The 13265-nt window shown below is 67.4% G+C and carries 11 protein-coding genes; 3 read left to right on the top strand and 8 right to left on the bottom strand.

Translation table 11 applies throughout. The annotated features are described in order from the left end of the window. Positions 1-60: 60 nt before the first annotated feature. From CK498_RS17590 to CK498_RS17575, 4 genes are all read right to left on the bottom strand, one after another. Complete coding sequence (locus tag CK498_RS17590; protein ID WP_095622145.1) at positions 61-891, bottom strand: ABC transporter ATP-binding protein; 831 nt, start codon at positions 889-891, stop codon at positions 61-63. Then, the gene (locus tag CK498_RS17585; protein WP_217987799.1) at positions 888-1994 is read right to left on the bottom strand and encodes a FecCD family ABC transporter permease; all 1107 of its coding nucleotides are present in this window, start codon (positions 1992-1994) and stop codon (positions 888-890) included. Before CK498_RS17585 ends, CK498_RS17590 begins: the two co-directional genes overlap by 4 nt. 27 nt (positions 1995-2021) lie before the next feature. After that, the gene (locus CK498_RS17580) at positions 2022-2966 is read right to left on the bottom strand and encodes a FecCD family ABC transporter permease (protein WP_095622232.1); all 945 of its coding nucleotides are present in this window, start codon (positions 2964-2966) and stop codon (positions 2022-2024) included. Positions 2967-3034: 68 nt separating this feature from the next. Next, complete coding sequence (locus CK498_RS17575) at positions 3035-3955, bottom strand: ABC transporter substrate-binding protein (RefSeq protein ID WP_095622143.1); 921 nt, start codon at positions 3953-3955, stop codon at positions 3035-3037. A gap of 216 nt (positions 3956-4171) precedes the next feature. Here CK498_RS17575 and CK498_RS17570 point away from each other — a divergent pair, with 216 nt between their 5' ends. Further along, a complete protein-coding gene (locus tag CK498_RS17570) occupies positions 4172-5098 on the top strand; it encodes a LysR family transcriptional regulator (protein WP_095622142.1) in 927 nt (308 codons plus the stop codon). Positions 5099-5212: 114 nt separating this feature from the next. After that, positions 5213-7372 (top strand): TonB-dependent receptor domain-containing protein, encoded by a 2160-nt coding sequence (locus tag CK498_RS17565; RefSeq protein WP_095622141.1) that lies wholly within the window; start codon positions 5213-5215, stop codon positions 7370-7372. Between the two features lie 146 nt (positions 7373-7518). On the opposite strand, the gene CK498_RS17560 is transcribed toward CK498_RS17565, so the two are convergent. Both CK498_RS17560 and CK498_RS17555 read right to left on the bottom strand, forming a co-directional pair. Next, a complete protein-coding gene (locus tag CK498_RS17560) occupies positions 7519-8445 on the bottom strand; it encodes an electron transfer flavoprotein subunit alpha/FixB family protein (protein WP_095622140.1) in 927 nt (308 codons plus the stop codon). Between the two features lie 28 nt (positions 8446-8473). Then, the gene (locus CK498_RS17555) at positions 8474-9223 is read right to left on the bottom strand and encodes an electron transfer flavoprotein subunit beta/FixA family protein (protein ID WP_095622139.1); all 750 of its coding nucleotides are present in this window, start codon (positions 9221-9223) and stop codon (positions 8474-8476) included. A gap of 234 nt (positions 9224-9457) precedes the next feature. Between CK498_RS17555 and CK498_RS17550 the strand changes: the two genes are divergently transcribed. Then, a complete protein-coding gene (locus tag CK498_RS17550) occupies positions 9458-11122 on the top strand; it encodes an electron transfer flavoprotein-ubiquinone oxidoreductase (protein ID WP_095622138.1) in 1665 nt (554 codons plus the stop codon). 26 nt (positions 11123-11148) lie between these two features. On the opposite strand, the gene CK498_RS17545 is transcribed toward CK498_RS17550, so the two are convergent. After that, the gene (locus CK498_RS17545; RefSeq protein WP_324615554.1) at positions 11149-12246 is read right to left on the bottom strand and encodes a DegT/DnrJ/EryC1/StrS family aminotransferase; all 1098 of its coding nucleotides are present in this window, start codon (positions 12244-12246) and stop codon (positions 11149-11151) included. A gap of 2 nt (positions 12247-12248) precedes the next feature. Then, entirely contained in the window at positions 12249-13217 is a 969-nt protein-coding gene (locus tag CK498_RS17540; protein WP_095622137.1) for a Gfo/Idh/MocA family oxidoreductase, read from the bottom strand. Between the last annotated feature and the right edge of the window lie 48 nt (positions 13218-13265).

Genomic DNA, 13265 nt, shown 5'->3' with positions numbered 1-13265 from the left:
ATAGAAAGGTATCGACAAACAGGATACCACCCTGAGCGCGAATAACAATGACTTTCATTATCAAAGAGATGCCTGGCCGCGGGACGCCCCCAGGGACAGGCGGCGCAGGTTGGTCAACAGCGGGGTGCCGGTGACGGGGTCATGCATCAGGGTGCAGTCGATGTCATATAACTCGGCGACCAGCTCGCGGGTCACCACGTCACGCGGCTCGCCCTGGGCGACGATGCGCCCTTCGCGCATCGCCACCAGGTGATCGGCATAGCGACAGGCGCTAGCCAGGTCGTGCAGCACCATCGCCACAGTGCGCCCCTCGCCGGCCAATCGCCGCACCAGTTCGAAGACCTCCAACTGATGGCCCAGATCGAGCGCCGAGGTCGGCTCATCGAGCAGCAGCAGTGGCGTTTGCTGGGCGATGGTCATGGCGATCCAGGCGCGCTGCCGTTGCCCGCCGGAAAGCGCCTCCAGCGGACGCTCGGCCAATGCCTGCAGGTCGGCGGCCGCGAGCGCCGCCTCGACGGCCAGGTGATCCTGGTGTGACCACTGCCGCAAGAAGCCCTGGTGGGGCTGGCGACCGAAGCGGATCAGATCGCGCACCGTCAGCCCCTCGGGAGCAACGGCCTCCTGCGGCAGCAGCGCCAGACGACGCGCCAGTTCGCGGGCCGGCAGCCGCTGGATGTCCTTGCCGTCGAGCAGCACACGGCCGCCGCCCGGGGCATGGAGTCGCGCCAGCCCTGCCAGCAGGGTCGACTTGCCGCAGCCGTTGGGGCCGACGATGGCAGTCACCCGTCCCGGCGGCAGACGCAGGTCCAACCCTTCGATCACCCGCCGTTGACCGTGGGCCAGGTCGAGCCGGCGCGCCTCCAGCGAACTGCTCTCAGCCACGTCTCTCATGCCAGACTCCTGTGAGGCCTCAACAATATCCACAGCAACCAGGGGCCGCCGACGACGGCGGTGACGATCCCCACCGGCAGTTCGATGGGCGCCAGCAGCACCCGGCCGAGCAGGTCGGCCAGCACCATCACCAGCGCCCCGGCCAGCGCCGAGGCGACGATCGGCACGCCGCGAGGGCAGGAGAGCGAGCGGGCGATCTCCGGGCCGATCAGCCCCACCATGCCCACCGGCCCGGCCACCGCCACCGCCAGCCCGGTGAGCAGCACCGACACCGCCAGCACCTGCCAGCGCCGGCATCCCACCCGGGAGCCCAGCCCCTGGGCGACGGCGTCGCTGAAGCGCATCAGCGACAGCGCCCGGGATAGCTGCAGCGCCATCGCCAGCCCCACCGCCAACCCCGCGCCGAGCACCAACAGCGCCCCAGCAGGCCGCGCATTGAGCGTGCCCACCGTCCATGGGTAGGCCGCATTGGCGGTATCCATATCGACCCGCGCCAGCAGCAGCTGGGTGACGGCGCCGAACACCGCCCCCACCCCGATGCCGGCGACGATGAAGCGATAGCCGCGGCTGCCACCTCCAGCGGTCAGGCCGAAGGTGATCGCCGCCGCGGTTGCCGCCCCCGCCAGCGCCATCGCCGGCGGCGCCAGCGATACGCCGAGCCCCACCACCGAGGCCACCGCAAACGCCGTGGCGCCATTGTCGATCCCGATGATGCCCGGCGTGGCCAGGCGATTGCGGGCCAGGGTCTGCATCAGGCAGCCGGCTACCGCGAACGCCGCCCCGGTCAGGCAGGCGGCCACCAGCCGCGGCAGGCGCAGTTCGATCACCATGAAGCGAGCCACGGGGTCGCCGCCGCCCACCAGCACCGCGGCCAGCGAGCGCGGCGCCAGGTGCACACTGCCCAGTGCCAGATAGACGCCGCTGGCCACGAGCAGCGCCAGCAGCAGGCCGGCATTGGCCAGCGCGCTGCGCCGAGTGATCAGCAGGCTCGCCTCGCCGCCGCCCGGCCGCTGCCAGGCCAGCCGCCAGCAGCCGCTGGGCGGCGGCAGTGCAGGCGCGCGCTTGGCGGCAGTGGCGTCACGCGCCAGAGGAAATAACGACATCATGTCTCCGCGAGTAGCGCATCACGATTAAAGGATCGGCATACGCCTGGCGCGCACCACCGCCACCAGCACCGGGGCACCGCATAGCGCGGTGAGCACGCCAAGCGGCATCTCCGACGGCGCCACCAGCAGCCGCGAGAGAATGTCCGCCGAGATCACCATCAGCGGCCCCAGCGGCAGGCATAGCCACAGCACACGGCGGATGTCAGGCCCGGCCAGGGCCCGCGCCGCAAACGGCACCACCAGTCCGACGAAGGCGACCGGCCCGGCGACCGCCGTGGCCGCACCGACCAGCAGGGCCACGGCGACGATCACCAGTAGCCGCACCCGGCCCGGGCGATGGCCAAGCCCCGCGGCCACCCGCTCGCCCAGCGACAGCGCCGCCAGCGGCCGGGCAATGCTCACGACGATGGCCGCGGCCAGGGCAAGGCCGGGCAGCACCGCCAGCAGATCATCGGCACGCCGCCCCGAGAGGCTGCCGATCACCCAGAAGCGAATCTCGTCGGCGGCGCGCTGATCGAACAGCAGCAGCAAGGCGGTCAGTGACCCCAGCAGGCCGGAGAATGCCGCCCCGGCCAGCACCAGGCGTACCGGGTCGCTGCCCACGCCGCGCAGCCGCGTTACGCTCAGCACGCACAGGCAGCCGGCCAGGGCGCCGAGCTGCGCCGCCGACACGCGTAGCGTGGTGGCACTGGCCCCCAGCAACAGCGCCACCGCCACGGCAAAGGCGCTGCCTGCACTGACGCCCAGCAGGCCAGGCTCGGCCAGCGGGTTGCGCGTGACCGCCTGCAGCAGCGCCCCGGCAACGCCCAGCGCCAGCCCCACGGCGACACCGACCAGGGTGCGCGGCAGGCGCAGCGAACCGACCACGAAACGCGCCTCCGGATCGCCGCTACCCGCCAGTACCGCCAGCGCCCTACTGGGTCCGACCTCCCCCGCTCCCAGCAGCACGCTGAGCAGCACCACGCCCATCAATAGCAGCGCCAGCGTCAGCCAGGTGGCGGCCAGGCAGGGGCCAGGCCTCGCAAGCAGGGCCTGGCTCACGGCAGCAGCACGCGCTCGAGGTCATCGAGGATCGCCTGGGCGGCCAATGGCCCCTGGGCGCTGCTCCACAGCTGGCCGTCGACGCTGACCACGCGATCGCGCTGCACCACCGCGAGTCGTTCGAAGGCGGGCGACTGGCGGGCACCGGCCAGCGCCTCCTCGCCGTCTTCGTTGAGCGTCGCCAGGAACAGCCAGTCGTCATCGATACGCGACAGGTTCTCGAGGCTCAGCGGGTCGCTATGCCCGGCCTGCTCCGGCACCAGGCCGCCGTCGTGCACCTCGAGACCGGCAGCCGCCAGCACCCCGGTGCTGAACAGCTGCGACGACATCACTAGCGGCCCCTGGGGCATCCAGCGAACCAGGGTCGCTCCGCTGTCGATGCCGCGCTCCTCGATGGCCTGCGCCATCTCAGCGGCGCGCCCCTCGACGTCGACGATGGCCGCCTCGATCTGCTCCGCGCGGCCCAGTGCCTGAGCGTAGAGCCGCGCATCGTCCTTCCACGCCTCGCGGGTAAATCCCTGGGCCGGCGGCACCACGGTCGGGGCAATCCGCGACAGCAACGCATACTGCTCATCGCTGAGCTGGGGCGGGGCCAGAATCAGGTCAGGCCGCTGATGCAGCACCGCCTCGATATTGATCTCGCGCACCACGCCAACGATGGCGATCTCGTCCAGATAGTCGTCGAGGTAGCGCGCCACGCCGTCGCCGCCACGGGTGGTCACCGCACCCAGCGGCGTCACGCCAGCCGCCAGCGCGGTATCCAGGGCGCCCTCATGGAGGGTCACCACACGCTGCGGGTCGCTAGCCACCTCGACCGGCCCATGGGCGGTCTCCACACTGTGCGCATGCGCGTGAGTCGTCAGCAGCGTCATCATCAGGACCAGCAGTGGGCGGCGTGGCAGCAACGTGAAAGGCATCCAGTATCTCCTGCATCAGCAACGAGGGGCGTCGAGGCAGATGATAATAATGATTCTCATAAGCCACCGCATCATCATTGCATGAAACGCTGCGTTGCTCATCATGCAACGCGACTCAGATGCCAATGGCAAATGGAATCATTTCTATGTGAGCGGACCTTCATGGCATACTGGTGTTGCCCCGACAGACCGAGGAACCTCCTGGATGCGCGTGATATGCACGATCTCGACGAACTGACCGCCTTCGATGCGGTCATGCTATCCGGCAACCTGACCCGCAGCGCCACTCGCCTGGGCCTGTCCAAGTCGACGCTGAGCCGTCGCATCAGCCAGCTCGAGGCGCGTCTCGGCTACCCGCTGCTGCGCCGTCAATCCAACCGCCTGCTGCCCACCGAGGCCGGCGAGCTGTTCCACGGCTACTGCCAGCGCATGCTGGAGTTGGCGCAGCAGAGCCAGGCGGCTCTCGAAGCGCTGCACCACGATATCGGCGGCGAGCTGGTCATCGATGTGCACGCCGCCCTGACCCGCCCGTGGATGACCCAGGCACTGCACGACTTCATGGCCCGTCATCGACGTATCGATGTCACCCTGAGAACCCACGAGCGCTTTCATGCCAGCGCCGATAGCAGCGCCATCCATGTCACTCTCGGCCCCGTCATGGAGGAGAACCTGCGCTGCGAACAGCTGACGCTGCTGCGCCGCGGCATCTATGCCCACCCGGATTACCTGGCACGTCATGGGCGCCCGCAGCAGCCCGATGACCTGCTGGCGCACCACTGGATCGACCTGCTCGGCGAGGCCGAGGGCGGCCTGCCGATGAGTCACCGCGACGGTGCGCACTACCTGTTCCAGCCGCCCCGCTCGCGGCTGCGACTCGACCAACCCATGCTGCAGGCCGACGCCATCGCCCGAGGCCAGGGCCTCGGCATCATGCCGTGTTGGCTCGCCGAGCGCCGCGAACGTGCCCACCCCGGCGAACTCGAGGCCTGCCTGCCGGAGTGGCGTCTGCCGACGCTGCCGGTCAACCTGCTCTACGCCCACGGCCACCAGGCTGGCAAGGTCAGCGCCATGCTCGACTTCCTGCGCTGCCGCCTGCCCCCGGAGTGGGACGCAACATCCAGCCCCTCGAGCGTTGCATCCTGAGCAACGCAACGTTCCCGCATGCCCTCTCCCCTGACGCCAGGCGTTGTGGTTAGAATTCACCCGCACTTGATAATCAATAGCATTCAATAAACAGCATCATTCTAAGGTGAACTCATGATCCATGCGTCTCGACGCACCCTGGCCGTTGCCATCGCCGCGGCCGGTGCTTCCCTGACCGCCGTTGCCGAAGAGTCCCCGCGCCTCGACAGCATCGTGGTCACCGCCGCAGGCTTCGAGCAGGCACTGACCGATGCACCAGCGAGCATCTCGGTGGTGACCCGCGAGGAGCTCGAGCGCAAGCGCTTCTCCAACATTGCCGACGCCATCGCCGACGTGCCCGGCGTCGACGTGCGCAGCGGCACCGGCAAGACCGGCGGGCTCAATATCGGCATCCGCGGCATGCCCAGCGCCTATACCCTGATCCTGGTCGACGGGCGCCGCCAGAATGCCGCCGGCGACGTCACCCCCAACGGCTTCGGCGAGACCTCGACCAGCTTCATGCCACCGCTGTCGAGCATCGAGCGCATCGAGGTCATCCGCGGGCCGATGTCGACGCTCTACGGTTCCGACGCCATGGGTGGGGTGATCAATATCATTACCCGACCGGTCAGCGACACCTGGACCGGCAACCTGTCGCTCGACAGCACCTTCCAGCAAGACCGCGATGCCGGCAACTCCCAGACGCTCAACCTTTACACCTCGGGACCGCTGATCAAGGACGTCCTGGGCCTGCAGCTGCGCGGCCGGCTGTTCGACCGCGACAGCTCGCAGCGCCTGATCGAGGACGGCAGCGGACGCGATCCGCGCCCCAGCGAAGGGCGCATCCACTCGCTGGGCGGCCGCCTGACCCTGACACCGGACGACAGCCATGCGCTATGGCTCGACCTGGAGCGCTCGCGACAGGTCTACGACAACAGCGACAGTCGACTGGGTACCCGCGACGGCACCGACCGCAGCGGCAATCCGGCTCCCGGCACGGCGTCGGGCTATCGTGACGAATTGCGCTTCCAGCGCGACCAGATCGCGGTTGGCCATCGCGGACGCTTCGCGGCCGGCACCCTGGAGTCAAGCCTCACGCGCAGCACCACGGAAACCCTGGGCCGCACCATCCCCGGGGATGAAACCGGCCAGGCTTACGAGGGCTTTCCCACCATCGTGGTGGGTGAGGATCGCGACCTGGAAACCACCTCGACCATCCTCGACAGCAAGTTCGTGGCGCCACTGGGTGATCACATGCTGACACTCGGCGGCCAGTGGCATGACGCCGAGCTCAGCGATGGCCTGGCATCCGACGACTTCGATCAGACCAGTTGGGCACTGTTCGTCGAAGATGAGTGGTGGCTGCGTAACGACCTGGCGCTGACACTCGGCGGGCGCTACGAGCGCCATGACGCTTTCGGCGGCAATATCAGTCCGCGCGGCTATCTGGTGTGGAACACCACGGATCCCTGGACCCTCAAGGGCGGCGTCAGTCGCGGGTATCGCACCCCGTCGCTGAACGACCTGCATCCGGGGATCAATGGCGTGACCGGCCAGGGCGATACCCTGACCATCGGCTCCCCGGACCTGCAGCCGGAGAAGAGCACCAACTACGAGCTCGCTGCCGCATATGACAACCTCAACGGTTTCTCGGCCAATGCCACGCTGTTCTACAACCAGTTCGACGACAAGATCGCGAGTACCGAGCCGACCTTCATCAGCGGCCGGCCCGGCGTTCCGGACGGCGAATACTCCCAGCAGATCAATGTCGACGAGGCGCGCACCCAGGGCCTGGAGCTGTCGACCCGCTACCGGTTCGCCCCCGCCTGGTCGCTGAGCGGCGGCTACACCTATACCGATACCGAAATCACCTCCGGCGAGAGCCAGGGCCTGGTGCTCAGCAACACGCCCAAGCACAAGCTCACTGCGAGCCTCACCTGGGACGTCAACGAGCGCCTGAGCACCACCCTGGAGGGCGAGTACTACGCCTCCCGCGAGCGCTTCCCCGGCGGCCTTCCGACGTCGGGGCAGAATCTGTCGCTCTATGAGCAGGTGGGCAACAAGCTCGATGGCTATGAGCTGTTCAACCTGCGCGCCTCCTACCAGGTCTCCGACAGCGTGCGTCTGACCGGCACCGTCTATAACCTGCTCGACAAGGACTTCGGCAAGGCCGATGCCTATCAGCATGAAGGCGAGACCTACCACGCCTACCGCTTCACCCAGACCGGTCGTTCCACCGACGGTATCTACCTCGACGGCCGCAGCCTGTGGCTCTCGGCCAGCTACGCGTTCTGACTCCGCGCCTGACTGGCGTTTCGCATCGTTGTTTGCCCCGCCACCATGACGGGGCTTTTGCATGCCGACGATCCTGGCTAGGCCAGAGACGACAACGCCCCGCACTAGGCGAGGCGTTGTCAGCCAAGGCTTGGAGGGAGCGCTACTTAAAGCTTGCTCTCGAGCTCCGGCAGTACCTCGAACAGATCACCGACTAATCCATAATCCGCCACTTGGAAGATCGGCGCCTCCTCGTCCTTGTTGATCGCGACGATCACCTTGGAGTCCTTCATCCCCGCCAGGTGCTGGATGGCACCCGAGATACCCACGGCGATATACAGGTCCGGGGCGACGATCTTGCCGGTCTGGCCGACCTGCATGTCGTTGGGCACGAAGCCGGCGTCCACCGCCGCCCTGGAGGCGCCGATGGCGGCCCCCAGCTTGTCGGCGATGCCGTCGAGCAGCTTGAAGTTGTCGCCACTGCCCATGCCACGGCCGCCGGAGATGACGATCTTGGCGCCGCCCAGCTCGGGACGGTCGGACTCGGCGAGCGCTTCCTTGACGAAGCGCGACTGGGCGTTGTCGGCAACGTAATCGACCGCTTCGATGGCGGCGCTGCCAGTGCTGGCAACGGCGTCGAAGGCGGTGGTGCGCACGCTGATCACCTTGAGCGGGTCGTCGCTCTTGACCGTGGCGATGGCGTTGCCGGCATAGATCGGCCGCTGGAAGGTGTCGGCACTCTCCACTGCGATGATCTCGGAGAGCTGGCTGACGTCCTTGAGCGCGGCGAGCCGCGGTAGCACGTTCTTGCCGGTAGTGGAGGCGGCCGCCAGCACGTGGCTGTAGTCGTCGGCCAGGGCCACCAGCAGCGCGCCCATCGGCTCGGCCAGCTGGTGGGCGTAGACGGCGTGGTCGGCGACGCGCACCTTGCTCACCCCATCGAGCTGGGCGGCAGCCTCGGCGGCGGCCTGGACGCCGTCACCGGCGACCAGGACATGGATATCGCCGCCGATGGCGTTAGCCGCGGCAACCACGTGGGCGGTGGCGTCGGCGAGGTGGCCGTCGTGAAGATCGGCGAGAACCAGAATGCTCATATGATCGACTCCTGTTGAAGCACTTGTATCAAAGCACCTTGGCTTCGTTCTTGAGTTTGTCCACCAGCTCGTCGACGGAGCCGACCTTGACGCCGCCCTGGCGCTCGGGGGGCGGGGTGACCTTGAGCAGGCTGACCCGGGAGCCCACCTCGACACCCAGCTCCGCCGGGGTCTTGACGTCGAGCGGCTTCTTCTTGGCCTTCATGATGTCGGGCAGCTTGGCGTAGCGCGGCTCGTTCAAGCGCAGGTCGGTGGTGACGATGGCCGGCAGCGTGAGCTCGACGGTCTGCAAGCCGCCGTCGATCTCGCGGGTCACCGCGACCTTGTCGCCGTCGACCGCTACCTCGGAGGCGAAGGTGCCCTGGGGCAGGCCGCTAAGCGCCGCCAGCATCTGGCCGGTCTGGTTGTTGTCGGTGTCGATGGCCTGCTTGCCGAGGATCACCAGCCCCGGCTGCTCTTCCTCGACCACCTTGGCCAGCAGCTTGGCCACCGCCAGCGACTCGACCCGTTCGTCGGTCTCGAGGTGAATGGCGCGGTCGGCGCCCAGCGCCAGCGCGGTGCGCAGCTGCTCCTGGGCGGCCTTGGGGCCGACGGTCACCGCGACCACCTCAGTGGCCACGCCCTTCTCCTTGAGCCGTACGGCTTCTTCCACGGCGATCTCGCAGAAGGGGTTCATGGCCATCTTGACGTTGGTGAGGTCGACGTCGCTGTGATCCGGCTTGACGCGGATCTTGACGTTGTAGTCGATGACGCGTTTGACCGCGACCAGTACCTTCATAGTGTCCTCGCTTGGTTCACTCGCTGAAGTCGTGGATCGGCAGCGACTGGCATGCACCTGGCCGAGCGTCGCTTACCGCCCTAAGTAGGGGTGTTGCAGTGCGTCTATTATGCATATCATGGCCAACAACTAGAAGCAAACGACCGTTTTAATCGGAAACCGATATAACCTGTTATGCAGACAGTGAATCAAGCACAATGACAGGTAGTGACCAGACCGTGAAGGAGACAGCAGGTGGAACACGTAGAACGCGATTCGATGGAGGTCGACGTCGTCATCGTCGGCGCCGGGCCCGCGGGGCTGTCGGCGGCCTGCCGTCTGATGCAGCAGGCCAACGACGCAGGCCAGGAACTCACCGTGTGCGTGGTGGAGAAAGGCTCCGAGGTGGGCGCGCATATTCTCTCCGGCGCGGTCTTCGAGCCCCGCGCCCTGGCAGAGCTGTTCCCCGACTGGGAGGAGCGCGGTGCCCCGCTGACCACGCCGGCGATTCGCGACGAGCTGTATCTGCTCAAGGACGCCGACAAGGCCCACAAGCTGCCCAATGCGCTGGTGCCCAAGAGCATGCACAACACCGGCGGCGACCTGACTCGCTACGTGATCAGCGCCGGCAACCTGTGCCGCTGGCTCGCCGAGCAGGCCGAGAGCCTCGGCGTGGAGATCTTCCCCGGCTTCGCCGCCCAGGAGACCATCATCGAGGATGGCGTGGTCAAGGGCATCCTGATCGGCGACATGGGCGTGGCTGCCGACGGCCAGCCCAAGGACGGCCATATGCCCGGCATGGAGCTGCGCGCCAAGTACACCCTGTTCGCCGAAGGCGCCCGCGGCCACCTCGGCAAGCAATTGATCCGCGAGTACCAACTCGACGCGGGCAAGGATCCCCAGCACTACGGTATCGGTCTCAAGGAGCTGTGGGACGTGCCCGCCGACAAGCACGAGCCGGGCCTGGTGCTGCACGGCTCCGGCTGGCCGCTGACCAAGAATGCCCACGGCGGCTGGTTCCTCTACCACGCCGAGAACAGCCAGGTGGTGGTGGGACTGATCATGGATCTCTCTTACCAGAATCCCTGGCTGTCGCCATTCGATGAATTCCAGCGCATGAAGCATCACCCGCTGCTCAAGCAGTATCTCGAGGGCGGCTCGCGGGTCGCCTACGGCGCCCGAGCGATCACCAAGGGCGGGCTCAACTGCCTGCCCAAGATGACTTTCCCCGGCGGGCTGCTGATCGGCTGCGACGCCGGCACCCTCAATTTTGCCAAGATCAAGGGCCTGCACACCGCCATGAAGTCGGGCCTGGTGGCCGCCGAGAGCGTCTTCGAGGCGCTTGCCGCGGGCGACGAAGGCGGCCAGGAACTGACCGCCTTCACCACCAAGTGGCAAGCCAGCTGGGCCTATGCCGAACTCAAGGAGAGCGCCAGCTTCGGCCCGGCGATCCACAAGTACGGCACCGTCGGCGGCGGCGCCTACAACTTCCTCGACCAGCTGCTGGGCGGCAAGCTGCCGACTGTCCACGACACTACCCCGGACCATGCGGCGCTCAAGCCGGCCAGCGAGTTCGAGAAGATCGACTACCCCAAGCCCGACGGCAAGCTCTCCTTCGACAAGGCCTCCTCGGTGTTCCTCTCTAACACCAACCACGAGGAAGATCAGCCCTGTCATCTCAAGCTCGCCGACCCGGAACTGCCGATCCGCGACAACCTGCCGAAATATGCCGAGCCGGCACAGCGTTACTGCCCGGTGGGCGTCTACGAGGTGGTCGAGGACGAAGCGGGTCAGCCGAAGTTCCAGATCAACTTCCAGAACTGCATCCACTGCAAGACCTGCGACATCAAGGACCCGGCCCAGAACATCACCTGGGTGGCGCCGGAGGGCGGCGGCGGGCCCAACTACCCGAATATGTGATCCGGCCAGTGGCATTTTTTGTCGGCTTACGCTCCGCGCAGGGCGTCGCCCAGGGCCTCGACCACCCTCTCCTGCTGCCCCTGTTCCAGGTAGGGGTGCATGGGCAAGCTGAGCACCCGCTCGCAGGCCGCTTCGCAGACGCTCAGCCGGCACCCCGGGTCGGCCACCGCCGGCTGGCGATAGAGCGGCCGGGGATAGTGAATCGCGGTGGGAATCCCGGCCTCATGCAGCCGCGCCGCCACTGCGTCGCGCCCCTCCAGCTGCAGGGTGTACTGGGCATGGACGCTGAGATTGCCGGGCAGCAACCGCGGGCGATCGAGCGACAGCGCTGCCAGCAGCCGGTCATAGCGCTCCGCCACCGCCTGGCGCTGCGCCACCTCCGCATCGAAGTCGTCGAGCTTGACCAGCAGGATCGCCGCCTGCAGCGTATCCAAGCGACTGTTCATGCCCAGCTGCAGATGCCGGTAGCGCCCCGCGTCGCCGTGATTGATCAGGCGCCGCAGGTGCGTCGCCAGCGCCTCGTCATCGGTGAACAGGGCTCCCCCGTCGCCGTAGCAGCCCAGCGGCTTGCTGGGAAAGAAGCTGGTGCAGGCCACCTGGCTAAGGCTGCACGAGGCACGGCCATGGCGGTGGGCACCAAAGCTCTGGGCGGCATCTTCGATCACCGCCAGTCCGTGGCGCTCGGCCAGCTTGGTGATCGCCTGCATATCGGCGCACTGGCCGAACAGCGAGACCGGCATAATCGCCCGGGTACGCGGGGTGATCAGCGCCTCCAGCGCCTGGGGCTCGAGCAGCAGGCTATCGGGGTCAATCTCGGCGTAGACGGGTTTTGCCCCGCACAGCGCCACGCTTTCGGCGCTGGCCACGAAGCCGAAGCCCGGCACGATGACCTCGTCGCCTGAACCAATGCCGAGCCCCATCTGCGCCAGCTGCAGGGCCGCGGTGCCGCTGCCGCAGGCGATGCAGTGGGCCACCCCGACCCGCGCCGCGAGACGCTCCTCGAGCTCGACCACTTCCGGGCCCTGCACATAGCGCCCGTGGGCCAGCACGCCCTGGATGGCGGCGTCGAGGCGTGGCTTGAGCCGTGCCTGCTGGGCGGCCAGGTCGACGAAAGGCATCGCCATGATCAGCCCCCGCTGCGACCGGCATGCCGCGCCAGGCCCAGCGCACGCAGCCGCGGATGCAGCTCGTCGTCCAGCGCCGGCTCCGGCGTTGCCTCGCGAATCGCCTGCACCGCCGCCAGACAGGGGCGCACCGCCTCGATGCCGAAGCCGCGTCCGGCGAGGATCTCGCGATAGCTGACGGTATGCAGGTCGGTAAACCCGGCGGAAAACTCGAACGCCTCGCCGTCGCAGGTCACCGAACGGTAGGTAGGTTGCCGCCCGCGCACCTCCTCGGGGAGGTCCTCGGCATCGATGGACAGGAACCAGCGCACTCGTGCCCGGCGGTACTCCAGATAGCCACTGGCCTTGTGCTCGTCGCGGTGGTGCAACACCAGTCGCCGCAAGTCGCCGAACACCATCTGCAGCATATCGAAGAAGTGGATGCCTATATCGGCTACCACCCCGAAGGAGCGCCGCGGATCGCCCTTCCAGCTCTCCAGGTACCAGGGCCCGCGGGAGGTGATGTAGGTGAGTTCCACCTGGTGGCAGTCGCGCCCGTCGCACTCGACCCGGTCGCGCAGTTCGTGGATCACCGGGTGGTGGCGCAGCTGCATGATCGAGTACACCCGCCTGCCACTGTCCACCTCCACCCGGCGTAGCTCGTCGAGTTGCTCGACGCTGGCCACCAGTGGCTTCTCGCAGATCACCTCGCAGCCGAGGTAGAGCCCGGCAGTGACGTGTGCGCTATGCAGATGATTGGGCGAGCAGACCACCAGATAGTCGAGGGCCTGCCCCTTGCGCTTGCGCCACCAGGCATGCTCGAGAAAGCGTTCGAACTCGGTGAAGAAGGCGCAGTCGGTGGAGATCGAGTCGATCACACCCACCGAATCGTTGATATCGTAGGCGGCCACCAGCCGATGGCCGGTCGCCTGTATCGCCTGCATATGGCGGGGGGCGATATAGCCCGCCGCACCGATCAACGCAAAGTTCATCGCTGCCTACCTGGCGTCGGGTGGGACGTCACAGGGGTAAAGGTAGCG

Origin of the sequence: Halomonas salipaludis (genome assembly GCF_002286975.1) — a bacterium.
GTDB lineage: Bacteria > Pseudomonadota > Gammaproteobacteria > Pseudomonadales > Halomonadaceae > Franzmannia > Franzmannia salipaludis.
Note: the sequence above shows the minus strand (reverse complement) of the source record. Positions and strands in the feature narration are given on the sequence as shown.

Coding starts and splice junctions, on each gene's coding strand:
- CK498_RS17580 (WP_095622232.1), bottom strand. CDS start 2,966: ATGGGCGTGGTGCTGCTCAGCGTGCTGCTGGGAGCGGGGGAGGTCGGA.
- CK498_RS17560 (WP_095622140.1), bottom strand. CDS start 8,445: ATGAGCATTCTGGTTCTCGCCGATCTTCACGACGGCCACCTCGCCGAC.
- CK498_RS17575 (WP_095622143.1), bottom strand. CDS start 3,955: ATGCCTTTCACGTTGCTGCCACGCCGCCCACTGCTGGTCCTGATGATG.
- CK498_RS17565 (WP_095622141.1), top strand. CDS start 5,213: ATGATCCATGCGTCTCGACGCACCCTGGCCGTTGCCATCGCCGCGGCC.
- CK498_RS17540 (WP_095622137.1), bottom strand. CDS start 13,217: ATGAACTTTGCGTTGATCGGTGCGGCGGGCTATATCGCCCCCCGCCAT.
- CK498_RS17585 (WP_217987799.1), bottom strand. CDS start 1,994: ATGTCGTTATTTCCTCTGGCGCGTGACGCCACTGCCGCCAAGCGCGCG.
- CK498_RS17545 (WP_324615554.1), bottom strand. CDS start 12,246: ATGGCGATGCCTTTCGTCGACCTGGCCGCCCAGCAGGCACGGCTCAAG.
- CK498_RS17570 (WP_095622142.1), top strand. CDS start 4,172: ATGCACGATCTCGACGAACTGACCGCCTTCGATGCGGTCATGCTATCC.
- CK498_RS17590 (WP_095622145.1), bottom strand. CDS start 891: ATGAGAGACGTGGCTGAGAGCAGTTCGCTGGAGGCGCGCCGGCTCGAC.
- CK498_RS17555 (WP_095622139.1), bottom strand. CDS start 9,223: ATGAAGGTACTGGTCGCGGTCAAACGCGTCATCGACTACAACGTCAAG.